This is a genomic window from Pseudomonas sp. P179 (assembly GCF_000478485.2).
GTDB classification, from domain to species: domain Bacteria; phylum Pseudomonadota; class Gammaproteobacteria; order Pseudomonadales; family Pseudomonadaceae; genus Pseudomonas; species Pseudomonas aeruginosa.
In genome coordinates, this window is record NZ_KI517354.1 from 5,481,905 (window position 1) to 5,504,074 (window position 22,170).

The window sequence follows — 22,170 nt, forward strand, 5'->3', positions numbered from 1 at the left end:
AAAAGCCAACCCGCATAGGAAATCGAGACGTGCATTTTTCCCTCCGCAGTCGCCACCTGCGTCCTTCATTGCTCGCCAGCAGCCTGCTCCTGGCGATGTCGGCCCAGGGTCAGGAGAAGCTCGACGTGGATCTGCCCGCCGCGCCGCTCGGCCAGGCGATCAACGCCCTCGCGCAACAATCCTCGGTACAGATCCTTTTCGCCGGCGATCTCGGCGCCGGCCGCCAGGCGCCCGCGCTGAAGGGGCGTTTCACCCCCGAAGAGGCATTGCGCCAGTTGCTCAGGGATAGCGGCCTGAACGCGCAGGCCAGGGACGAACATACCTTCATCGTCGTTCCGGCCAGCGAAGCCGCCGTGCCCGCTACGCAAGCCCGTAGCGAACCGCTGGACATGGAGCAGATGGAAATCACCGCCTCGCGCACCAGCAGCGACCTGGTCTCCGCCACGCGCCAGTCCACCGTCATCGAGCATGCCCAGCTGGAAGAGCTGCGCCAGGGCTCCGACAGCCTGGCCACCGTGCTGGCCAAGGCGGTGCCGGGGATGTCCGATTCCAGTCGCACCATCACCGAATACGGCCAGACCCTGCGCGGGCGCAGCATGCTGGTGATGGTCGATGGCGTGCCGCTGAACACCAACCGCGACTCCTCGCGCAACCTGGCCAACATCGACCCGGCGCTGATCGAGCGGATCGAGGTCATCCGTGGCAGCAGCGCCATCTACGGCAGCGGCGCCACCGGCGGGATCATCTCCATCACCACCCGTCCGGCCGGCGGCGAGAACCGCGCGGAAACCCGCCTCAGCGCCACCTCGCCGCTGACCCGGCTGGGCAGCGATGGCCTCGGCGGCCAGTTCCAGCAATACTTCGCCGGCTCCCTGGGGGCGCTCGACTATTCGTTCGACTTCGGCACCCGTCACGTCGGCGCTTCCTACGACGCCCATGGCGACCGCATCGCCCCGGAACCCAGCCAGGGCGACCTGTTCGACTCGAACGTCTACAACATCGGCGGCAAGCTCGGCCTGCGCATCGACGAGAACCAGCGCGTGCAGCTCGCCCTCAGCCACTACGACGCCCGCCAGGACACCGACTACGCCACCGACCCGAGGGTCGCCAGGCTGCCGCCGGGCTCGGTCCCGGCCAACGCGATCAAAGGCCTGGAGCTGGACGAGCAGAACCGCATCCGCAACACCCTGGCGAACCTCGAGTACGAGAACCTCGACATCCTCGGCAGCCGGCTCTCCGCGCAGCTCTACTACCGCGACTATTTCACCCGCTTCACTCCGTTCGACGCCCGCGCCGTCTCCACCCGCGGCGGCAATGTCGACCAGATCATGCAGAACAGCGAAGTGTTCGGCAGCCGCCTGACCCTGCGCACGCCGCTGGGCGAAAGCGGCAATACCGAACTGGTCTGGGGCGGCGACTACAACCAGGAACGCAGCGACATGCCGCTCGACGTGTTCGACCCGGCGGCCTACGACGCCAGCGGCGGGCTGGTCTTCGACAAGATCGGCAAGCTCACCTACATGCCGCCGCTACGCACCCGCAGCGCCGGCGCGTTCGCCCAGTTGCAGCATCGCTTCGACGAACACTGGTCGATCGACGGCGGCCTGCGCTACGAATACTCCACCGCCGAATTCGACGACTTCATCCCGCTCTCCGAGTCCAAGGCCGCCTCGCCGGTGACCGTCAAGGGCGGCGACCTCGACTACGACGCGGTGCTGTCGAACCTCGGCATCGTCTATTCGCCGGTGGCTGGCCAGGAAATCTATGCCTCCTTCAGCCAGGGCTTCCAGCTGCCCGACGTCGGCATCCAGCTGCGCAACGCCCGCCGTGGCTTCGATATCGGCTCCTCGAACCTCGAACCGGTGAAGACCAACAACTACGAACTCGGCTGGCGCGGCGCCATCGGCGGCAACACCCTGGGCAGCCTGGCGCTGTTCTACACCACCTCCAAGCTGGGCGACGTGCAGAGCTTCAACAACGGCCTGATCCTCACCCGCACCAAGGAGCGCATCTACGGCGTCGAGGCCAGCGCCGACTGGCTCAGCGACGACGAAGTCTGGGGCGCGGGCGGCAGCGCCACCTGGATGCGCGGACGCGAGAAGCCGGACGGCAAGGACTGGCAGGACATGACCGGCTACCGCGTGCCGCCGCTGAAGCTGACCGCCTACCTGCAATACAAGCCGGATGCCGACTGGAACAACCGTCTGCAGGCCACCTTCTTCGACTCCAAGGACTACCGTCTCGACGGCGTGGAAAGCTTCGGCCGGCGCCAGGTCAGCACCTACACCACGGTCGACCTGGTCAGCCAGTACCGCATCACCCCCGACGACCAGTTGAGCCTGGGCATCCAGAACCTGTTCAACCGCGACTACTACCCGCTCTACAGCCAGTTGCTGCGCAACAACAACAACACCAGCCACCTGCTGGCGCCGGGCACGGTGCTGACGGCGAGCTATACGCACAACTGGTGAGGGGAGGGAGGAGCCACCGGGCCTGGGCCCGGTGGGTGTCTGGGCCGCGGCGTCGAGGGCTGCACGCCTTCGGAGAGAGGACGGTTGGGGGCGGGTTCTTGCGGGGGCGGCAGCTACCGGCCAATTGCGCTCAGTGTGCTGGGCACTCCGGGCCTGGATTGCGCGAAATCCCATACATCCTCCGGCCTGGAGAGGTTAGGGTTCGGAGTCGGGTGTGCCATCTTTGGCTGGGTAGGGATGCTCGGCGTGATACGCCGCATAGACTTTCTGAACCTCGGGATCATCGAGGTTTTCGTAGGTAATGTTCTCACCATCCATACCATCGAGTCCGTTGATTTGCCCGATGATCTCAGGCCACTGATCACGGCTGTGGATAGGCACAACGAATGGGACAAGGTAGCGGTCCAGGTGACCCTTGCCAGGATTGTGAATCTCATCGTCCAGGGCCTGGAGATAGTCGTCCTTGCGTGTGCTGGCCCAGTCGATGGCAAAGCCGGCTCGATAACTGAGCTCCATGTAGAACAGCAGAATCGAGCGTCCGTTGCCGTCTAGAAAGGGATGCGCAAAGCAAAGAAGTCCCATGACCTCACCGGGCTTCTGCATGAATCCCTGCTTCTTGCTCGCCAGGCTCAAGGCATAGTCCACCGCGCGTTCGATCATCGCGGGACTTTCGAAGAAGGTACGTCTGGGAGCGCCCTTGGGACCTTTCCAGACAGAAAGATGAGGGACCAGCTCGAGACGGTCACGCCCGGCCCAGGGGTAGAATTTCTCGAACAACAACCTGTGTACCTGCAAAAGGGCCTGGTAGTTCAGGTTCTTTGTGCGTTCGAGATAGGAAAGGGCTTCATCGAGCCCCATTTCGAAGGAGAAGTGTTCGTTTTCCTTCACTTCCGCCGGATCTTTCAGACCCAAGCTGTTGCGCAGGTAGCCAGTCGTTTCGAAGTCACCAAAGGGATCGAAACTCATCCACCAGGTATCTCTTTCGCCTTGCGCTTCTCGATGACGTAGCGGCGCTGGAGATCGAACGCCTGGGACTTGCTTAGTGCGCCTTTGCGCTTGAGGTTGATCAGCATCTGCTCAACGCTATCGAGAGATACCGAGTCGCCGGCCAGGCACGTGATGGTGAGCGCCATCCGGCTCAGACCATCGCGCTCCGCGCTAACGCCATTGGCCTGGGCAAGTCTCTGAATTTCGGTTGCGACTAAGCCTTTGCTCTTTTTCATCGGTAAACCCCTTTCCATTCCGCAACTTTAGCATCAAAGCCATACATACGCGGGACCGCTCGACAGCACGAACTCGGCTGCCCCAGCACGTCAGTGTCGCGGCACGCATCCTCCAGCCCTGCATCGAGTGTCCGCTCACGACCGGTTTTGCCTGCGACGAATGGGCTCAGAACACGACCTGCCCTGACATGCCCGGCTGCACCTCGCCGCCGATCCAGATATCGCCGCCGATCTGCTCGACGCTTATCCGCCCCCGGCGACCCAAGGCCGTGCCCTGGCTCGCCGTGTAGCGCCCGGGCATGACTCCCGTGCCGATCAGCCATTGCGCCAGGCTCGCGTTGAGGCTGCCGGTAACGGGGTCTTCATTGAGTTCCTCGCCCATGAAGGCGCGCACTTCCACATCCGCCTCCGCCTGGGGACCTTGCCAAGGCGCGACCACGCCCACGTTGAGCCCGTCGAGCTTCGCGTAGTCCGGGCGGATGGCCAGGACCTCGTCACGCGTGGCCAGCCGAACGGCGACCCAGCCGGGTCCGTTGTCCACCCATTGGCTGCCGAGTACCTGCCCCGGGGACAGGCCAAGCCCGCTCTCGATCCGTCGCAACACCTCGTCTTCGACCGCTCCGCCACGAAGCAGGGGAGGCGCCGCGAACGACAGCAAGGCGCCCTTGCGGCGGATGCGGATCAGGCCCGCCAGACACTCCTGGACGATCTCGTCAGCAGCATTGCCGCCCCCCTGGTTCAGCCAGACCTGGCAGCTCCCCAGCGTCGGATGCCCGGCAAAGGGCAACTCCCGCAGCGGGGTGAAGATCCTCACGCGATAGTCGGCTTCGGCAACGGTCGGCCGCAGCAGGAAGGTCGTCTCGCTCAACTGGGTCCAGGCAGCGAACTCCAGCATCTGCTGGCTGCTCAGGCGGTCGGCACCAATCACCACGGCAACGGCGTTGCCTTTGAAGGGCTGTTCGGAGAAGACATCGACTTGCTCGAAGGGTAACGAAACCGGCATGGGGCCTCCTGGGGTTGTGGCGGGGGAGGATAAGGCAGGGGGCGGACGTCTGAAACCGGGGTGCGGATTTTCGGGGGGGCTTGGGGGCTCTCGTCAGGGGCCGCAATCGGCCCAGGCCGTGTAAAAAACACAGCGAGCGCTGGGTAGCCGGATATGGAATGGTTTTAATGATATCCGGCGGCCTCCTGGACGCGTGGTGTGTCCATCCGGGGCATTCAGCTGATTCGGCAAGTGCTGCTTCCACGATTCTGTGCGAGGCGTTCGGAGGGCTGCCAATGAGGTTTCAGGCCTTCATTGCCGCTATCAGCGCACTATTGCCCAGCAGGTTCAGCACCCGTTTGAAGTTGTAGGCGAGCACATGCAGGCTCATTTCCGTGCTCACGCGGTTGAGCGTCTTGGTAAGGAAATGGGTGGCGCCCATCCATGCCTTCAGTGTGCCGAAAGGATGCTCCACTGTCTGGCGGCGGATACGCATCATCTCCGGTGCCTGATCCAGGCGGGACTGCACCGCGTTGAGCACCGACTCGTGCTCCCAGCGACTCACTCGCCGCTGCGCGCTCGGTGTGCACTGATCTTTCAACGCACAGCCTTGGCAATTCGAATTCCAGTAACGGTGCAGCTTCAGGCCTTTCTCAACCGTCGCAAAACGCCAGATCAGGCGTTCTCCCGCTGGGCAGCGGTACTCGTTCTGGGCTGTGTCGTAAATAAAATCATCTCGACCAAAGCGACCCGCTGCGGCAGCGCCTGAAGTCTTGGCTTTGGGGACGAAGGTGGTGATGCCAGCCTCGTGGCAGGAGAGGATTTCTTCGCCTTTGAAGTATCCACGATCGGCAACCACCGACAGCGATTGCGTTCCCATTGCCACCCACGCCTGCTTGGCCATCGCACTCAGTTGATCGCGGTCGATGCCATTGTTGGTGACCTCGTGCGTCACGATCAGATGATGCTTCGCCTCAACCGCAGCCTGGACGTTGTAACCGACCATGCTAGTGCCGCGCGTCATCATAGAATGTGCGTCGGGATCAGTAAGCGAAATCTGTTTGTCCGGGGTGGCCTCCAACTGAACTTCGATATCCCTGAGTTCCTGCATCTTCAGGGCGGCAATCTTGCTGTGCAAACGCTCGGATTTGGCCCGTGCCACAGCAGGCTCTTGCCGGTCGGCAGTGTCCAGCGCAGTGAGGTAGCGGCTGATGCAGGATTCGATCTCCTCCATTCGCCGTTGCAGCTTGGCACTGGTGAAGTTGCGGTCGCGAATGTTGACCGCCTTGAACTTGCTGCCGTCGATTGCCACCAGCGCTTCGGAGAACAAACTGAGTTGCTGGCACAGCACCACGAACTGCCGGCAGACACCACGAATGGCTTTGCCGTTGTCCTTGCGGAAGTTGGCGATGGTCTTGAAGTCCGGCATCAGGCGTCCGGTCAGCCACATCAACTCGACGTTGCGTTGTGCTTCACGTTCGAGGCGGCGACTCGACTGGATGCGGTTGAGGTAACCGTAGATACAGATCTTCAGCAGGACGGCCGGGTGATACGCAGGGCGGCCAGTTTCGGCGGGAACCACGCCGCCGAAACCCAACCGCCCGAGATCGAGTTCATCGACGAACACATCGACTACTCGCACCGGATTGGTGTCCGCGACGTAATCATCCAGTCTCTCGGGCAGCAGTGTGCATTGGCCTCGATGCTCGCCTTGGATGAAACGCTTCATGGACTGTCCCCGCTATGACTGCCGACGGCAGGATAACAAGAGCACTAGCCACGTTTTTACACAGCCTGGTCCGGTTGCTGCCCTTGGTCAGAGACCGCTAGCGACTCTGGATTCAACCGATCGCCGGAGCCTTACGGCCGGAAGTAGGCACTCCAGAACTCTTCAGGTTGGTCTCTCCGTTGTCAGCTTGACCTTCTGCATCGGGAACTCAGTCTTCAGGTTTGTACGCCCTTGCTACGAGCCTAGTGTTTGCCTGGAGCTGTCGGTACATGAGTCTCCTCTCCTGCGGTTCAACGGCACAATTCGGTCGGAAATCTGCTATATAGGCCATTTCCCCATGAATGTATGGTCAAGGAAGGACGATATGAACCAGGAGCAGTTGGCGTCAGTAAACCTAAAGATAGGCAACTGTGACTTTAAGGGCGCAGCCGACGAAATGTTGGCGATTGCCAAATCTTTATCCGAGTCCGGCAGTGAGTCTTTGTCTGATTTTTTAGCCAGCTATGCGCACGGCTTGGCGGGAAGGAAATCTGACACCAGCAAGTTTTCACAGAGCCTCAAGGATAAAATTGAGAGGGGTGAAAAAGACCTGTCGGACAAGGGAGATCAGGTAAATACTCTCATGCATGAGGTATATGGCTATTTTCTGGAATTTGAGAAGATATCCATCCTCCAGAATGCGCTGCTATTGCGCCCCATGTTTTTCAGGCTTGAGAATCGGGAAAATTTCCCGTTCATTGAAAAGTTTGTTAATGGTAGCGACACTTATATAACGGGTGAGAATTTTTACGAAGTATTCAAGAAGCAAATTAATTTCTACTTAAATCTGAGTGCGTATGGGGAGAAGTCAGTTTTACATATAGGGCAAAGGAAGACCAATATTGCTAAAGGGAAATACTGGAAGTTCGTCGAGCTTAGTGGCCAGTATAAACAAAAAATATCCTGCCTTGATCGGGTTCAGGTTTTGCTAGATGAGCAAGAGTCCTTGGAAAAGGAGTTGACGGGACTTAGAAGCAAGCTCAGAAGTAATAATGCCGCTGCTCATTTGTCTCAATCAGAGTTTAATAGGGATTTAGAGTCATTTATGACTGGTTTGGCCACTGAAGAGACTAAATAACCTGGATGAGTGAGGTGGGTTTGTGTCGAGCAAGGATGAAAATAAGAAGAATTCGCTGATGGATCTGGCGACTCTGGACGATTTTGCACGTATCAATCCAGCCTCAATTATGGCGATGAGTAACTCGTTGCACTTTCATACCCTGGAGCATACGTTTAGAGAGGCGGCCCAGACCGCAAAAAACGCTGGCGATGTCGCTGCTTTTAGGGCATTCAACGTCTTGGCGGTTGTCTGTAGCTACCACTTCAATCCCAGTAGACCAGATACCTTCTCTCCCCAGATCATTTTTAAGGGCAAGCGGACGCTTATTCCGAGTGATTACCTAGGCGAACAACAGGGAATTCTTGTCCAGATAGCCGAGCAGATTGACCATCCATTGCTTCGGGCTCGGATCGCTGATAGCTGTTGGCACGTCAACCGAAGACTCCATGCTGTCGCCGCACTTGCCGCGAGTTCGTATTTGAATGCGGTAGAGCTCTTTTTCAAAAGAGAGCTGCTCGATCAATACGAGTCAGATTTTGCGGTTCCATTCAAGGTAGTTGATCTCATTGATCGGGCGTTTGCTATTTACGCCTTAGCTGGCAAGCAGAAAGAGATCCCGGAGAGTGCCAAGGATGTGCTGAAACTGGCCTATGAAACAGCCAAGGACAATGAGTGCCTTGTCGCCTTCGTGAAGTTGTCATCCATTGCCCAGACCTGTGGGTTACTTGAGTGGCAAGACATTGCTGGCGCAGCAGAAGCGATAGCGAACGCCACGAAAGATAAGCTGTATGCCGATGCCGTTAAGAGGGTGTGGCTCCAAGCGGCTCGTGCTTATCTCAAGATGGACGACAAGGAATCTGCTGTTAGATGCAGGGTGAATGCGGTCGAGCAGACGCTGCGAATGCGGGACGCAGTCAGCTCCGCCATGGCAAAAGCCTCATGGACACGCAGCGCTATTGGTGAACTCCGTGCAATTGGCGGTATGGCGGTAAGAGTCGAGAGCCTCAAGATAGAACTCCAGCAGTACGAAGAGGATTCGCTTTCCGAGTTTGGCTCGTTCAGTGTGCCGGTGGACTTAACGGATGAGCGCCAGGCGACGATAGAGGAATTCGAGTCACTTGATGTTCACGAAATGCTGCTTAGGTTGGCATTCACATGTCGTGCCCCAGAAAAAATTGCCCTTCATAAAAACTGCCTGGAGAAGAGAGAAAAATACTTCTTTTCGTCGATGTCGGGTAAGTCCTATGCTGACGAACGAGGAAAGGTGATCGCGACAGCGCCGCCTGTGCCTCTAGGTAGTCAACCGCCAGAGGAATGGTTTGCTCACGAAAGCCTTAGTGAAGCGGGGCTTCACTACCATATTGCGACAGAGGCCTTTATTCGGCCAGCGTGCATAACGATGAGCCGTTGTCAGCTCATTGATGAGCGGCATTTTGAGCCCATTGTCTGTAGCAGTGGATTCGTGCCGCCAGGGTTCGAGGCAATTTTCTCACAGGGCTTTTCTAAGCTAGTACAGGGGGACATGGTCTCGGCAGCTCACATGTTGATCCCGCAACTTGAGAACGCCCTTCGACATGTGCTGAACAATCGTAGATCGAATACCGCCAAGCTAAATGTAGATCTCACGCAGGAAGATCAGTCGCTCAAGCAGTTGCTCTCGAACTACTGGAGGGAAATAGAGCAGGTGTTCGGGGTAGATAACACGTATTTATTCCACATCCTGTTCAACCTAAAGGGTGGCCCTATGCTAAGGCACGAAGTGGCGCACGGGAAGCTCTCAACGGCGCAATGCTATGAGCCTTCATGCATATATGCGTGTTGGTTTATTTTCCACCTTACGTGTGTTCCTCTAGCCCCGCAGTGGAACTCAGTAATGGCAGGAGCGATTCAAGAAAATGCGAGCTAAGAGGTGGTGCTTAGGAGCTGTCTAAATCTCGAGGTTGCAATGCTCCACATGGGGCTGAATCGCCCCTAATTTCGTAGGCACCACAGCAAAGACGTTTGAAGACCAGTTTAAGCCTCCCATCTGCGAAGTAGGTTAGGGGGCTAAGCGAGGGAGGGCGACTCCTCTCTCGCTTAATGGATGGAGGGTAAGTGTCGCTAAAGGTGCTGGTTGTAAGTACAGAGCCTTCCACGCATATCCTTCAGCAACGGTGACGCATTGAACGGCTGCTCTGAGGTGTGAAGGCAGCTCAGGCGACTGCCCCTGGCCGTGCTGCCTCTGGCGAGAGGTTGATACCGACCCATTGCTGCCGTTCATGGTGGTGATGACCGGTCAGATGCGGACAGTGATCCCGAGAAAATCTGTCCGCTTTTTCTCATGTACATATTATCCAATCTTCTCGCCACAAAGCGAAACTCTCGGATTCTGATTCTACCGCTTCTATTTGGATTTTCTTTTCGTATTCTTACGCGAAATAGAATGATCTTTCCTCAATCTCTTCAAAATTGATATAATCAACGAGCCGGCACAATGCTTTTTCACTGATCAGCTCTTCTTCATGGCTGTTGCCTTCTTCCATTTCCCCATTATCTCCAGATGCTCTCCAAAAACTACCGTAATAGTTTTTGAATACCAATAGTGAAAAAGCGTAGGGAGTCAATATGCGTCTGACTGGCCATCTGTTTTCCGAGTGAAAGCCAATATGAAAGTGCGAGCACGGATGTGCAAACTTCTTTCTTTGGTCTGGAGCATTTTCATACCTGAGCATAGGTATACCACTCATTGCAGACCTTTCTGAAAGAATTGTTAGATATTCCTCGTGCTGCAATAGCCCGGACTCTACTAGCTCCTGCAAGCGTCTAAACGACTCTAGCTCATTATCCTTTCCGGAAATAAATGGATTAGGGTAGTACGCATAGCGTACGTAATTTTCACGATCCCAGCTAAACTGAAAGTACGAGTAGTCTGTTAGCAGTATGTTATAGTGCGACAAACTGAGGCCTGCCACATAAACACTTGAGTAAGTAGTTTTGGAGGAAAGTATTAGATCTCTAAATTCTTCGTTTAAAGGCAGTAAGCCAGCGTTTGCAAAGGACTCGTTCAAATTTAACTTTGAGGCGATCTCCCAGGTCTTATTAATCCCCCTGGTTACGTCTGTTCTATTCATCTTTCTCCTCCAGAGAAAGAATGTCTGCGATTTCGTCCTCGGTGAAGCCTTCGTCCTTCAATTTTTGTATATATTCATTCCTGATTTTCTTGGCCTTAATACTTCTCTTGCTTAGATCCCTTTGTATAAGGTCAATTTCAGAAATGTCTGGCATTTTGAATTTAAGGTGTGGGAAGTTCCTAAGGGCAGTGTCTATTTCGACTGCTACTCTTCTTGCTGAATCACCAAGTCCTGAGACCCTGAGCCATGCCTTTGTTCTTGTAAAAGCGGCGAAAATCTTGTTTCTATCAGCGCGAAGGCGTAAAGACAAAGCATCAACACCTAGCGCAAAAACCACAGCCGCCTCGTTTCCTTTTGCACGATACACCGTAGATAGCGTGATCTTCCCGCTTATACTGAATGGCGGTTCTGAATAGGGGTCTGCATGTATGTTATTCACTGATATTTCATGCGATGCGAGACTTTCTGACAAATAACGGAAATAATTTCTCATGTGACGGTCATCTAACGCCACCACAATAATATCTTCCGGAAGAAGTCCCATATCAAGAAAGTTTATTATCTCTTTAGTTATCCAGCTTATTTCTTTTTCAAAACTGCTTGCTATGAAGTTACCTATTAAAGGGGGGAGGCCATCCGTATCAAGGGCTACAGGGCTATTCTCTACTGGTCTAAGAATTTCAATGTCATTTCCGACTTGAAAATCTGGTGTTAGCACATCATACCCAACGTCACGCCAATGATCAGGGCTTTCAAGTAGCTGAACAATATTTGAATATATCCCAAACCCTAGCCCGGATTTCTCATGAGGCCGGCAGGCGTGGCCGGTGAAGCCTCGGTGTATCAACAACCTGCCTTCCACCGCTAAAAATTGATCGTTTTTTATTCAATTCCCGCGTATGGGGCGCACTGCCCCCTTTCCCCCATTGAGCCGGGCCGGGGGCGCCCGCCTGTTCAGGTCGGCTTGAGGCGGGCAACCAGCCCCGCAAAGAGTTCCTGATGCGGATAGGCCTCGCTGATCAGCACGCGGATGCGCCGGCTGTTGCGAATGATCACCGCACCGATCTTGAGCAGTTTCAAGCGCAGGTTATGGATGCTCATGCGCGCCAATGCGGTGCCCTGGAGATGATCGCGTAGCCGTTCGAACAGCACATAGGCAAAGGCCGACAGCATCAGCCGCCACTGGTTGGTCCACCAGCGTGGGCTGGAGGTGCGGTCGGCGAACAGATCCAACTGTTGGTCCTTGATCCGATTCTCCATGTCGCCACGGCCGCAGTAGTCTTCGTAGTACTGCTGGGCAGCATCCTCGGCAAAGCGGGACACGACGATGAAGCGTGGATTGGCACCCTGCTCGCCATGTTCCAGGCGCGACACGACCAGGCGGCGCCTACGCCAACTACCGGCCTGATAGAGGAAGCGATACACGCCGGACATCTTCTGCCCGGTTTCTTGGTAGGCCTCGGCGACAGCTTGCATGGCCGGCGCCGCCATCCGCTGCAGGCGGGTGTTGCGGGCCAGACCCACCACATAATCCACCTGCTTGCGGTCACACCAGTCGAGCATGCGATGTCGGCAAAAACCGCCGTCACCGCGGAACACGATGCGGGTCTCTGGCCAGAAGCGGCGAATGAACTTGACCAGCAGTGCCAGGATGGCCCAACTGTGTCGGGCGCCATCGATGTTGCTCGGGCGCAAATAGCTCACCAGCAGATGGCGACCACAGAACACATAGAGCGGCAGGAAGCAGTAATGGTCGTAATAGCCATGGAAGAAGCGCCCTTCCTGATCACCATGCACCGGCACATCGGTCGCATCGAAGTCGAGCACGATCTCAGCCGGCGCCTGGTCATGCTGGGCGATGAAGTGCTCCCACAGCAGGCGATGGGCTTGCACCACCGTTTCGCGATCGGCTTGCTGTTCCAGGCGCCCCAGAGTGGATTTGCCGGCCAGCGGTTGCAGGCGGTTGACCGCAGTCTGCAGCGCGTAGTCATGGCGCAGGCCGTCATGATCGTTGAGATCCTCGTAGCCGGCGGCCAGTGCATAGATACGCTGGGCGAGCAGTGTCTGCAGTCCATGCTGGACACGCCCAGGATCACGCCGATCGGGAACGATTTTGGCCAGGCGGCGGGTCAAGCCATGTTGCCGGTCGACCTCGCGCAGCAGCAACAAGCCCGCATCCGAGGTGATGTGACCACCGGTGAAAGAGGCCTCGACGAGGCGGCGAGAGAGGGGTGAAAAGTGGAGTTTTTCTGGTAGCATTTTGTGCGCGGCTGAAGACTTATGGGGCTTTGTTTGGCGACAAGAATCATAAGGCTTTCAGCCGTTTTTGTTTATGCGGTCATGAGAAATCCGGGCTAGGGCATGTGCTGCTACGAGAACTTCTCTTTGGTTTCTATAGCATTTACTAAGTACTGTATCGTTAGTTGCTCCAGGCGGTAGATTCTTTTCGGCCCTAGCTAGAGAGATACGGGGCTCTCCATCATCGTCCTGTCCGAATAGCTCTGCTGGAGAGCGCATTTTTACATTTAGAATATTTTGCAGCTCATCATATGCCCATACTATATTTTTTTTGTCTCTATCGCCCTTTGCCAGTTCAAAGCAAAGTTTATAAAACCCGTCTGGAAAGTCCTGCCCTTCGTCGATGAGTATATGGTCGTAGTATTCAAGGCTTTGAGCGCTATTGATCAATTCCTCACATGCGAAGCTAAATGGCTCGACTCCCCTGGGCGCAGCATCCCTTGCTGAACTATATGAGCGGGGCATTCTACCTGATCTTCTGCAAGCATCTGCGTAGGTTCCGCTGCTATTGCTACCTCCCCAGCCATGCCTTATGTGGATGTTGTTCCAGTCGGGATCAATCTCTTTGTAATGCCTATAGAACTTTGTTACTAAGTCTTTAATCGGTGATCTAAGGCTTTTTGTGAAAAAAGTTACCAGTATTTTATCGTTGGGCCTTGTCATATGAAGGTGTGCTGCCTTCATAGCCAAGATAACCGTTTTTCCCGACCCGGCCAGGCCTCGTATTCGTTGAGGGCCATCTATTGTTACAAGTGCTGCCCGTCTCTGCTTCTGATCAAAGTTGGCAATTTCTGACTCAAGTTTGGCTAGGGCGGCAGCTGCTGGTGTAACTTCCGGATCTTCAACAATCCTTTTGGAGGCTCTGGTTAGCGCTTTTGCACCTTCCAGAACAGATCGAATCTCTGAAAGAGTCTCTGCGTTAGACTCTCTGTCTTTAAGTTTTTCAATTAAGGCTTCAAATGCGCCATACGACGACACGAGCTCACAATCAAGATCTTCGGGTAATACATCTGTTTTTTGATCGCAATATATAACGGGTGTGACTTCAAAGGAAAGCTTTGATCTCCCTTCTCTTAGTGGCTTGCTTTTTAGCAGGCGGCCAATCAGTATGCTGCAGAATTGATTAAGTGACTCATCGGCTTGTGAGAGTGCACCTTGATTTAGTCTCGCCAGGTTTATTAGTCGTATTGCTAAAATCCCGTGGGCGGGACTAAGTATAAGCACATCTGGCTTGTGAGTTACCGTGTCGTAGTCGGAGTATGCCGGAAAATCGTAATAAAGAGCACTTCCCGCCAGGTTTAATCGGTCACTATTACTTTCTATATAGCTAATGAATTCTCGACCTAGCGGATCTTTGTTTAGTCTGTCGGTAGTTACCAGAATATCTATTGACATTTCACGCCCTTAAATCAGTTGGCTCTAAGGTTGTGCGCCTAAGTGTTCGAAGGCACTTATTAATAAGCTATTTTTTCAATAAAAGCGCGCAAGCTTGCAATGAAGTGGTGTGCGCGTTCATAATAATCAATTTTTCTTTCACTGTTTGCTCGGAGTCCTTTTCTTTCGGGAAGACTAGCGCCTAGCTGATTATTCAGCAATCGCCATCCCGAGAGATTGACCCAAGTTTCGGTAGGATTTTCCGTAGGCTAGGCTAGTTTGGCCTGCTTCCGGCATAACCTATCCGGTGCAGATCCTCCATTAGTTGTACGCCGCATGACGGTTCACCGGGGGCTGGATCATTCTGCCGGCGAGCATCAACTCCATCACGCAGAGCTCCCCCTCGTGGGCGATAAGCAAAAGCGTGCGCGCGCGCCCTCAAGGGCAAGACACTGGAAAAGTGAATGCAGGGCGATAATTGAATTTCCCGTCTAGCTTAGCTGGACCAAGACCAGAGTGGAGGACCAAACCAATTCGGCGTCCGCTTCTGGCCGAAATCGGCCATCGAACGCCCACTCCACAAGCAATTTCCCGCTCCCACGAATCCAGATCGTGCCTACACACCGTCACGACGCAGTTACAGCATTAGGAAAACCCACACGCGCTGGTGGGGCATGCGACATGAGTGGCTTCCCCTCCGCCAGCGCGCTCAGGAACGACTGGCAGAGGGGTCGCCCACCCTACACCCAGCGCCGGAACAACAGGCTGGCATTCACCCCGCCGAAGCCGAAGCCATTGGACAGCGCGTGTTCCATCGGCCAGCGCCGGGCTTCGCCGCGAACCAGGTCGAGGCCCTCGGCGTCGGTGTCGGGCGTTTCCAGGTTGAGTGTGGCGGGGGCGAGCTGGTCGCGCAGTGCCAGGACCGTGAAGATCGCCTCGATGCCGCCGGCGGCGCCCAGGAGGTGGCCGGTGGCGGATTTGGTCGCGCTGATGGCGAGCCCGCTGCCGGTGCCGAACACGGCCTTGATGGCGGCCAGTTCGCCCTTGTCGCCTACCTGGGTGGAGGTGGCGTGGGCATTCAGGTGCTGCACCGCGGCCGCTTCCACGCCGGCCTGGCGCAGCGCCTGCTGCATGGCCCGGCGGGCACCGCTGCCATCTTCCGGCCCGGCGGTCATGTGGTAGGCGTCGGCGCTGGTGCCGTAGCCCACCAGCTCGGCGATGGGCCTGGCGCCGCGCGCCAGGGCGTGCTCCAGTTCCTCGATGACCAGTAGGCCGGCGCCTTCGCCCATGACGAAGCCGTCGCGGGCCTGGTCGAAGGGGCGCGAGGCGCGTTCGGGGCTGTCGTTGAAATCGCTGGACAGGGCGCGCGCGGCGGCGAAGCCGGCCAGGCTGACCCGGTGGATGGTCGCTTCCGCGCCGCCGCAGAGCGCCACGTCGACCTCTCCCGCGCGGATCATCCGCGCCGCGTCGCCGATGGCTTGCACGCCCGCCGCGCAGGCGGTCACCGGGGCGCCCAGCGGTCCCTTGAAGCCATGGCGGATCGACACATGGGCGGCCGCCATGTTGCAGAGAAAGGACGGGATGGTGAAGGGCGACAGGCGTCGCGGTCCCTTGCCGTCGGTGGTCCGCACCGCTTCGGCGATGGCATGGAAGCCGCCCACCCCGGAGGCGATGACGGTCGCCGTGCGCTCCTGCGCCTCGGCGCTCTGCGGCGCCCAGCCGGCCTGGGCCAGGGCCTCTTGCGCGGCGGCCAGGGCGAAGAGGATGAAACGGTCCATCTTGCGTTGTTCCTTGGCGGCCAGCAGCAGGTCGGGATCGAAGCCGGCCTGCGGGTCCCGGGCGCGGTCGGGGACCTGGCCGCCGATGCTGATGGGCAGGTCGCCGATCAGCTCCGCCGGGAGCCTGGCGATGCCCGATTGCCCGGCCAGCAGGCGTTGCCATATGGGTTCGACTCCGCAGCCCAGCGGGCTGACCGCGCCCATGCCGGTGACGACGATACGTTTGCTCATGAGGGTCCGAGTCCTTCTGTTCCGATGGAATAGCAGTCAGTGGACGTAACTATCATCATGAAAGTAACATGCGGACCAGCACTTTGTGAGCCTCGCCAAGGAAGAACCATGCAACGCAAGACCTTCGCCGATGCCGAATGCCCCATCGCCCGCAGCCTGGAACGGGTCGGCGAATGGTGGAGCATCCTGATCATGCGCGATGCGCTACAGGGCCTGCGCCGCTTCGACGAATTTTCCCGCAGCCTGGATATCGCGCCGAACATGCTCACCCGGCGCCTGAACGCGCTGGTGGAGGCGGGCCTGCTCGAACGCCAGCCCTACAGCCAGCGCCCGCTGCGCTATCAGTACGTGCCCACGGCCAAGGGCGAGGATTTTCGCGTCGTGCTCATGGCTTTCGTCGCCTGGGGCAATCGCCACTACGCAGAGGAAGGGCAGAGGGTGCAGCTCGTCGAGCGAACAAGCGGGCGGCCGGTGCGCTCGTTCATGGCGGCTCTCGCCGATGGCCGAACGGTACCGCTGGAGCAATGCACCGTGCAGGCCGGGCCTGCCGCCAGCGAGGAAATGCGCCAGCGCCTGGCGGCCATGCCGGAGCGGAGCGAGCTACCGGCTCGATGAACGGGCTCCCTGGCGTCCGCCGCCTGGTCGAGGAGGCGGACGAGGCGTTCGCGGTTCTGTTCCTTGTAGCTGGCCATCGTTCGCGGTCGTGGTTGGGAGAAACGCGATCGTCGAGGCTTGCGCATGGCGCTGGCAGGTCCGCCTCGCGAGCCGTTCGCCAACACCGCGAGCCCTCGGCCTGCTAGAGTGTGCAGCCTCGTTCGCGGAGGTCTGCATGCGTATTCTCGCTGATGAAAACATTCCCGTGGTCGACGCCTTCTTCGCCGACCAGGGCTCCATTCGCCGCTTGCCCGGGCGCGCCATCGACCGCGCGGCGCTGGCCGAGGTCGACGTGCTGCTGGTGCGCTCGGTCACCGAGGTCAGCCGCGCCGCGCTGGCCGGCTCGCCGGTGCGCTTCGTCGGCACCTGCACCATCGGCACCGACCACCTCGACCTCGACTACTTCGCCGAGGCCGGCATCGCCTGGTCCAGCGCGCCCGGCTGCAACGCCCGCGGGGTGGTGGACTACGTGCTCGGCTGCCTGCTGGCGATGGCCGAGGTGCGCGGCGCCGACCTGGCCGAACGCACCTATGGGGTGGTCGGCGCTGGGCAGGTCGGTGGGCGGCTGGTGGAGGTGCTGCGCGGGCTGGGCTGGAAAGTGCTGGTCTGCGATCCGCCGCGCCAGGCACGCGAGCCGGACGGCGAATTCGTCTCGCTGGAACGGCTGCTGGCCGAGGTCGACGTGATCAGCCTGCACACTCCGCTGAACCGCGACGGCGAACACCCGACCCGCCACCTGCTGGATGAACCCCGCCTGGCCGCCCTGCGTCCCGGCACCTGGCTGGTCAACGCCAGCCGTGGCGCGGTGGTCGACAACCAGGCCCTGCGCCGCCTGCTCGAAGGCGGCGCCGACCTGGAAGTGGCGCTGGACGTCTGGGAAGGCGAACCGCAGGCCGACCCCGAACTGGCCGCGCGCTGCCTGATCGCCACGCCGCACATCGCCGGCTACAGCCTGGAAGGCAAGCTGCGCGGCACCGCACAGATCTACCAGGCCTACTGCGCCTGGCGCGGCATCGCCGAACGCGTGAGCCTGCAAGACGTGCTGCCGGAAACCTGGCTCGCCGGCCTGCAACTCAACCCCGGCTGCGACCCGGCCTGGGCGCTGGCCACGCTGTGCCGCGCGGTGTACGACCCGCGCAGCGACGACGCCGCCTTCCGCCGCAGCCTGACCGGCGACAGCGCCACCCGCCGCGCCGCCTTCGACGCCCTGCGCAAACACTACCCGCCGCGCCGCGAGATCACCGGCCTGCGCGTCGCCACCGGTGGACAGGCGGAGTTGCAGCGGGTGGTGCGGGCGCTGGGGGCGCAGTTGGTCTAGGGGCGTGCGGCTGGGTCGATTCCTGTCTCCGCACCTACCCGAGCAACTGCTCGGGCGTCTCCTGCCGCCGATAGGGAAACACGTCGATCACCTTGCCCTCGCGGATCTGCTCCTGCAGGCCCTGCCAGTATTTGGCGTCGTAGAGGTTGCCGTGCAGCTTGGCGAATAGCCGGCGCTGGTTGAGGTCGACGAACAGGAAGCGCGGGAATTCTTCCGGGAACACGTCGTTGGGCCCCACCGAATACCAGGGCTCGGACGACATCTCGTCCTCGGGGAAGCGCGGCTCGGGGATGTAGCGGAAGTTCACCTCGGTGAGGTAGCAGATCTCGTCGTAGTCGTAGAACACCACCCGGCCATGGCGGGTCACGCCGAAGTTCTTCAGCAGCATGTCGCCGGGGAAGATGTTCGCCGCCGCCAGTTGCTTGATCGCCAGCCCGTAGTCGTTCAGCGCCTCGCGGGTCTGCGCCTCGCTGGCGTTCTCCAGGTAGATGTTCAGCGGGGTCATGCGCCGCTCCGTCCAGCAGTGGCGGATCAGCACCACGTCGCCTTCCATCACCACCGTCGACGGCGCCACTTCCAGCAGTTCGGCCAGGCACTCCGGCTCGAACTTGCTCACCGGGAAGCGGAAGTCGGCGAACTGCTGGGTGTCGGCCAGGCGTCCGACCCGGTCGTGGTTCTTCACCAACTGGTACTTCTGGATCACCGTGGCGTGGTCGACGCTCTTCGACGGGTTGAAGCGGTCCTTGATGATCTTGAACACCGTGTTGAAGCCGGGCAGGGTGAACACGCTCATCACCATGCCGCGCACGCCGGGGGCCATGACGAAGCGGTCGTCGGTGGTCGCCAGGTGGTTGATCAGGGCGCGGTAGAACTCGCTCTTGCCCTGCTTGTAGAAGCCGATCGAGGTGTACAGCTCGGCCAGGTGCTTGCCCGGCAGCAGACGCTTGAGGAAGGCCACCAGCTCGGCCGGCACCGGCACGTCGACCATGAAGTAGGAGCGGGTGAAGGAGAAGATGATCGAGACTTCCGCCTCGTCGGTGATCACCGTGTCGAACTGGATGCCGTGGCCCTCGCGGTGCAGCAGCGGGAACACCAGCGGCCACTGCTCGTCCGGGGTGAACAGGCGGCCCACCAGGTAGGCGCCCTTGTTGCGATAGAACACCGAGCCGATCAGCTCGATGGCCAGGTCTGGGTCCTTGCACACCCAGTCCGGCAGGTTGCTGTGCAGCAGTGCGTCGATCCGTTCGAGGTCGCGCTCGCGGTCGTCGTAGGGCACGTCGAAGCGGTAGTCGTCGAAGATCTTCTCCAGCGCCTGGCGCAGGTCGCCGCCCGGCCGGTAGGTGCGGGTGTAGGGCGCGCGGGCGTGGGCGCGCAGCGAGGGCCGGGTGGTGTGCACGAACATCGTGCCGTCGCTGATGTTGTCGTGGCTGAACAGCCCGCAGAAGATCGAGTTGAACCAGGTCTCGGCCAGCTCGTCGTCCAGCCGCAGGTCGATCTGCGCGATGTAGGCGCTCTTGATGATCGGCCAGCGCTCCACGTCCAGCAGCTCGCTGTCGGCCAGCCCCGCGCGCAGCCCGGCCACCGTCTCGGCGACCTTTTCCTCGTAGAGGTTGATCCGCTGCGCCGAGGCGCGCTGCGCTTCCTGCCACTGCGCCTGCTCGAAGCGGGCACGGGCGCCGTCGGTGATCTCGCGGAACTGCTCTCGGTAATCGTCGAAACCGCGCAGGATGAGGGCGGCGATTTCGCTGGCTGGGGCGCTCTGGACCATGCTGGCGTCCTTTCGTTGTTCGAAGGTCGAGCTTAGCCAGAGCCGCGCGGCAGGGAAAGCGCGATCTCCGACCGGCTGGTCGAGCCCGGCGCAGACGCTTATGCTGGGTGGCCAGACAGCCCAGGGATGACCGCAATGACCGCCGAATCGCCGACGATCCGCCTCGAACGCTACAGCGAACGCCACGTGGAAGGCCTCACCGCCCTGTACAACGACCCCGCCGTGGCCCGCCAGGTCCTGCAGATGCCCTACCAGTCGGTGGAGCAGCGCCGCAAGCGCCTGCACGACAGCGCGGACGACGACCGCCTGCTGATCCTCGTCGCCCTGCACCAGGGCGACGTCATCGGCAGCGCCAGCCTCGAACAGCACCCGCGCATCCGCCGCAGCCACAGCGGCAGCATCGGCATGGGCGTCGCCGTCGCCTGGCAGGGCAAGGGCGTCGGCAGCCGCCTGCTCGGCGAACTGCTGGACATCGCCGACAACTGGATGAACCTGCGCCGCGTCGAACTCACCGTATACACCGACAACGCCCCGGCGCTGGCGCTGTATCGCAAGTTCGGCTTCGAGACCGAAGGGGAGATGCGCGACTACGCGGTGCGGGATGGGCGCTTCGTGGATGTGTACAGCATGGCGCGCTTGCGGAGGGTCGAGGGGCGGGTGGGAGAGTGAGGGGGCGGGAGCGACGAGAGGTTGCGGAGCGGCGCGACCTCCAGACCACCCAATGGCTCGCCGGGCTTCCGTTCCACGACAGGTTCGTCCTGGGCTTCGGGCATACGGTGACAGTGGACAAGCAGCGCGGCTGTTATCTGGGAGGCGAGGGCGCGTGACGAAGGATCCTGCAACGGACAGCGGCCTGAACGTGCGTCTGGTCGCCGCGTTCGCCGGCTGGAAAGGCATTCCCTGGCTGTGCTGGGCCCACAGCGACCTGTCCCCGCGGCTGGTCCTGCATGCGGACCGTGTCGAATTCCGCGTCATCCGCACGCGCTCGAAGCCGTATTCCAGCATTTCCCGGGTGGACTACCGGAAATGGCACTACACCGAGAACATCGTGCTGGAGTTCACCGACTCGCTGACGACCTTCATCGGCAATACGATGAACCCCGCCACGGCACGGCAGGCGATTCGGTACTTGCAGGAAAAGGGCTGTCCGTTGTCGGAGCGGGCCAGCAACCTGGCCATGGCGTAGGGCGAATAACCGCAGCGCGGTTATCCGCCGGTTCGGCGCGGTATCGGCGGATAATGCCGTGGAATTATCCGTCTACGACTTTCCAAACCTCATCCATCCGTCGACCGCGTGACCTCTTCCCACGCCGCGATTTCCTCCTCCAGCGCCTTCAGCTTCTGCCGCACCAGCCCCAGTGCATCGCTGCCCAGCAGCAGGTGCGCCGGCGGGTTTTCCGCGTCGATGGCCTGGAGCATGGCGCGCGCGGCCTTGCGCGGGTCGCCCGGTTGCTTGCCGCTCTTTTCCTGGCGAGCCTGGCGGACCGGGTCGAAGAGCGCGTCGTAGTCGGCGATGGTGCGCGGGCTGCGGACCATCGAACGGCCGGCCCAGTCGGTGCGGAAGGAGCCGGGGGCCACCGCGGTGACGGCGATGCCGAGGCCGGCCACCTCCTTGCCCAAGGCTTCGGAAACCCCTTCCAGGGCGAACTTGCTGCCGCAGTAGTAGGCGATGCCGGGCATGGTGATGTAGCCGCCCATGGAAGTGATGTTGAGGATATGACCGCGGCGGCGCCGACGCATGTAGGGCAGCACGGCCTGGATCATCGCGACCGCGCCGAACAGGTTGACCTCGAACTGCCGGCGCATCTCGGCCAGCGGCGACTCCTCGAGGATGCCTTCATGACCATAGCCGGCACTGTTCACCAGCACGTCCAGCGGACCGATGTCGCGCTCGATGGCTGCGACCGTCGGCTCGATGGCGGCGAGGTCGGTGACATCCAGCAGCCGGCCGAAGGCCTGGCCCGGCGCCACGGCTTCCAGTGCGCTCCTGGCCTCCTCGCTGCGCACCGTGCCCACCACGCGGTGACCGGCATCCAGGGCCTCGCGGGCCAGGGCCTGGCCGAAGCCGCTGCTGGCGCCGGTGATCAACAGGGTCTTGCGAAACGACATGGTGTGACTCCGTTACGGGGGAATGA

18 protein-coding genes are annotated in these 22,170 nt (G+C 59.6%); 7 read left to right on the top strand and 11 right to left on the bottom strand.

Annotated elements, in window-relative coordinates; translation table 11 throughout:
• Positions 1-29 precede the first annotated feature (29 nt).
• On the top strand, positions 30-2,471 hold the full coding sequence (locus tag HMPREF1224_RS37590) for a TonB-dependent receptor (RefSeq protein ID WP_010793969.1): 2,442 nt from the start codon (positions 30-32) through the stop codon (positions 2,469-2,471).
• Positions 2,472-2,666: 195 nt separating this feature from the next.
• Here the strand turns inward: HMPREF1224_RS37590 and HMPREF1224_RS37595 are convergent, their stop codons facing one another.
• The 4 genes from HMPREF1224_RS37595 to HMPREF1224_RS37610 form a co-directional block, all read right to left on the bottom strand.
• Complete coding sequence (locus HMPREF1224_RS37595; RefSeq protein WP_003102000.1) at positions 2,667-3,437, bottom strand: Fic/DOC family protein; 771 nt, start codon at positions 3,435-3,437, stop codon at positions 2,667-2,669.
• A complete protein-coding gene (locus HMPREF1224_RS37600; RefSeq protein ID WP_003102002.1) occupies positions 3,434-3,694 on the bottom strand; it encodes a hypothetical protein in 261 nt (86 codons plus the stop codon). The genes HMPREF1224_RS37595 and HMPREF1224_RS37600 overlap by 4 nt, the downstream gene beginning before the upstream one ends.
• A 166-nt stretch (positions 3,695-3,860) precedes the next feature.
• Positions 3,861-4,697 (bottom strand): PhzF family phenazine biosynthesis protein, encoded by an 837-nt coding sequence (locus tag HMPREF1224_RS37605; protein ID WP_003109588.1) that lies wholly within the window; start codon positions 4,695-4,697, stop codon positions 3,861-3,863.
• Positions 4,698-4,980: 283 nt separating this feature from the next.
• Complete coding sequence (locus tag HMPREF1224_RS37610; protein WP_003112390.1) at positions 4,981-6,405, bottom strand: IS1182-like element ISPa22 family transposase; 1,425 nt, start codon at positions 6,403-6,405, stop codon at positions 4,981-4,983.
• Positions 6,406-6,769: 364 nt separating this feature from the next.
• Between HMPREF1224_RS37610 and HMPREF1224_RS37615 the strand changes: the two genes are divergently transcribed.
• Positions 6,770-7,522: a hypothetical protein gene (locus HMPREF1224_RS37615; protein ID WP_003112391.1), complete on the top strand. Its 753-nt coding sequence runs from the start codon at positions 6,770-6,772 to the stop codon at positions 7,520-7,522.
• A 22-nt stretch (positions 7,523-7,544) separates the two neighbouring features.
• Positions 7,545-9,410: a DUF7380 domain-containing protein gene (locus HMPREF1224_RS37620; protein ID WP_010793970.1), complete on the top strand. Its 1,866-nt coding sequence runs from the start codon at positions 7,545-7,547 to the stop codon at positions 9,408-9,410.
• Positions 9,411-9,912: 502 nt separating this feature from the next.
• On the opposite strand, the gene HMPREF1224_RS37625 is transcribed toward HMPREF1224_RS37620, so the two are convergent.
• The 5 genes from HMPREF1224_RS37625 to fabF form a co-directional block, all read right to left on the bottom strand.
• The gene (locus HMPREF1224_RS37625) at positions 9,913-10,614 is read right to left on the bottom strand and encodes a DUF2290 domain-containing protein (protein WP_003112393.1); all 702 of its coding nucleotides are present in this window, start codon (positions 10,612-10,614) and stop codon (positions 9,913-9,915) included.
• On the bottom strand, positions 10,607-11,464 hold the full coding sequence (locus HMPREF1224_RS44770) for an ATP-binding domain-containing protein (protein WP_177327123.1): 858 nt from the start codon (positions 11,462-11,464) through the stop codon (positions 10,607-10,609). The genes HMPREF1224_RS37625 and HMPREF1224_RS44770 overlap by 8 nt, the downstream gene beginning before the upstream one ends.
• A 104-nt stretch (positions 11,465-11,568) precedes the next feature.
• Positions 11,569-12,873: an IS1380-like element ISPa33 family transposase gene (locus HMPREF1224_RS37630; RefSeq protein WP_010793081.1), complete on the bottom strand. Its 1,305-nt coding sequence runs from the start codon at positions 12,871-12,873 to the stop codon at positions 11,569-11,571.
• Positions 12,874-12,930: 57 nt separating this feature from the next.
• A complete protein-coding gene (locus HMPREF1224_RS37635; protein WP_010793971.1) occupies positions 12,931-14,307 on the bottom strand; it encodes a DEAD/DEAH box helicase in 1,377 nt (458 codons plus the stop codon).
• 719 nt (positions 14,308-15,026) lie between these two features.
• On the bottom strand, positions 15,027-16,295 hold the full coding sequence (gene fabF / locus HMPREF1224_RS37640) for a beta-ketoacyl-ACP synthase II (RefSeq protein WP_010793972.1): 1,269 nt from the start codon (positions 16,293-16,295) through the stop codon (positions 15,027-15,029).
• Positions 16,296-16,403: 108 nt separating this feature from the next.
• On the opposite strand from fabF, the gene HMPREF1224_RS37645 reads away from it, so the two are divergent.
• Both HMPREF1224_RS37645 and pdxB read left to right on the top strand, forming a co-directional pair.
• Positions 16,404-16,910 carry a winged helix-turn-helix transcriptional regulator gene (locus HMPREF1224_RS37645; protein WP_003140322.1) on the top strand — a complete coding sequence of 169 codons (507 nt, stop codon included), beginning with the start codon at positions 16,404-16,406 and terminating at the stop codon, positions 16,908-16,910.
• A gap of 214 nt (positions 16,911-17,124) precedes the next feature.
• Positions 17,125-18,267, top strand: coding sequence for a 4-phosphoerythronate dehydrogenase PdxB (gene pdxB / locus HMPREF1224_RS37650; RefSeq protein WP_010793973.1), 1,143 nt, complete (start codon positions 17,125-17,127; stop codon positions 18,265-18,267).
• Positions 18,268-18,301: 34 nt separating this feature from the next.
• On the opposite strand, the gene aceK is transcribed toward pdxB, so the two are convergent.
• Entirely contained in the window at positions 18,302-20,035 is a 1,734-nt protein-coding gene (aceK, locus tag HMPREF1224_RS37655; RefSeq protein ID WP_003082886.1) for a bifunctional isocitrate dehydrogenase kinase/phosphatase, read from the bottom strand.
• A 135-nt stretch (positions 20,036-20,170) separates the two neighbouring features.
• Between aceK and HMPREF1224_RS37660 the strand changes: the two genes are divergently transcribed.
• Both HMPREF1224_RS37660 and HMPREF1224_RS37665 read left to right on the top strand, forming a co-directional pair.
• Complete coding sequence (locus HMPREF1224_RS37660) at positions 20,171-20,704, top strand: GNAT family N-acetyltransferase (protein WP_003082887.1); 534 nt, start codon at positions 20,171-20,173, stop codon at positions 20,702-20,704.
• A 154-nt stretch (positions 20,705-20,858) separates the two neighbouring features.
• Positions 20,859-21,221 carry a hypothetical protein gene (locus tag HMPREF1224_RS37665; RefSeq protein ID WP_003082890.1) on the top strand — a complete coding sequence of 121 codons (363 nt, stop codon included), beginning with the start codon at positions 20,859-20,861 and terminating at the stop codon, positions 21,219-21,221.
• A gap of 89 nt (positions 21,222-21,310) precedes the next feature.
• On the opposite strand, the gene HMPREF1224_RS37670 is transcribed toward HMPREF1224_RS37665, so the two are convergent.
• Positions 21,311-22,144 (bottom strand): oxidoreductase, encoded by an 834-nt coding sequence (locus tag HMPREF1224_RS37670; RefSeq protein WP_003112398.1) that lies wholly within the window; start codon positions 22,142-22,144, stop codon positions 21,311-21,313.
• Between the last annotated feature and the right edge of the window lie 26 nt (positions 22,145-22,170).

Bases quoted from the DNA above. Each gene is read 5' to 3' on its own strand.
- HMPREF1224_RS37595 (WP_003102000.1), bottom strand. From the start codon at position 3,437: ATGAGTTTCGATCCCTTTGGTGACTTCGAAACGACTGGCTACCTGCGC.
- HMPREF1224_RS37600 (WP_003102002.1), bottom strand. From the start codon at position 3,694: ATGAAAAAGAGCAAAGGCTTAGTCGCAACCGAAATTCAGAGACTTGCC.
- HMPREF1224_RS37605 (WP_003109588.1), bottom strand. From the start codon at position 4,697: ATGCCGGTTTCGTTACCCTTCGAGCAAGTCGATGTCTTCTCCGAACAG.
- HMPREF1224_RS37610 (WP_003112390.1), bottom strand. From the start codon at position 6,405: ATGAAGCGTTTCATCCAAGGCGAGCATCGAGGCCAATGCACACTGCTG.
- HMPREF1224_RS37615 (WP_003112391.1), top strand. From the start codon at position 6,770: ATGAACCAGGAGCAGTTGGCGTCAGTAAACCTAAAGATAGGCAACTGT.
- HMPREF1224_RS37625 (WP_003112393.1), bottom strand. From the start codon at position 10,614: ATGAATAGAACAGACGTAACCAGGGGGATTAATAAGACCTGGGAGATC.
- HMPREF1224_RS37630 (WP_010793081.1), bottom strand. From the start codon at position 12,873: ATGCTACCAGAAAAACTCCACTTTTCACCCCTCTCTCGCCGCCTCGTC.
- HMPREF1224_RS37635 (WP_010793971.1), bottom strand. From the start codon at position 14,307: ATGTCAATAGATATTCTGGTAACTACCGACAGACTAAACAAAGATCCG.
- fabF (WP_010793972.1), bottom strand. From the start codon at position 16,295: ATGAGCAAACGTATCGTCGTCACCGGCATGGGCGCGGTCAGCCCGCTG.
- HMPREF1224_RS37645 (WP_003140322.1), top strand. From the start codon at position 16,404: ATGCAACGCAAGACCTTCGCCGATGCCGAATGCCCCATCGCCCGCAGC.
- pdxB (WP_010793973.1), top strand. From the start codon at position 17,125: ATGCGTATTCTCGCTGATGAAAACATTCCCGTGGTCGACGCCTTCTTC.
- aceK (WP_003082886.1), bottom strand. From the start codon at position 20,035: ATGGTCCAGAGCGCCCCAGCCAGCGAAATCGCCGCCCTCATCCTGCGC.
- HMPREF1224_RS37660 (WP_003082887.1), top strand. From the start codon at position 20,171: ATGACCGCCGAATCGCCGACGATCCGCCTCGAACGCTACAGCGAACGC.
- HMPREF1224_RS37670 (WP_003112398.1), bottom strand. From the start codon at position 22,144: ATGTCGTTTCGCAAGACCCTGTTGATCACCGGCGCCAGCAGCGGCTTC.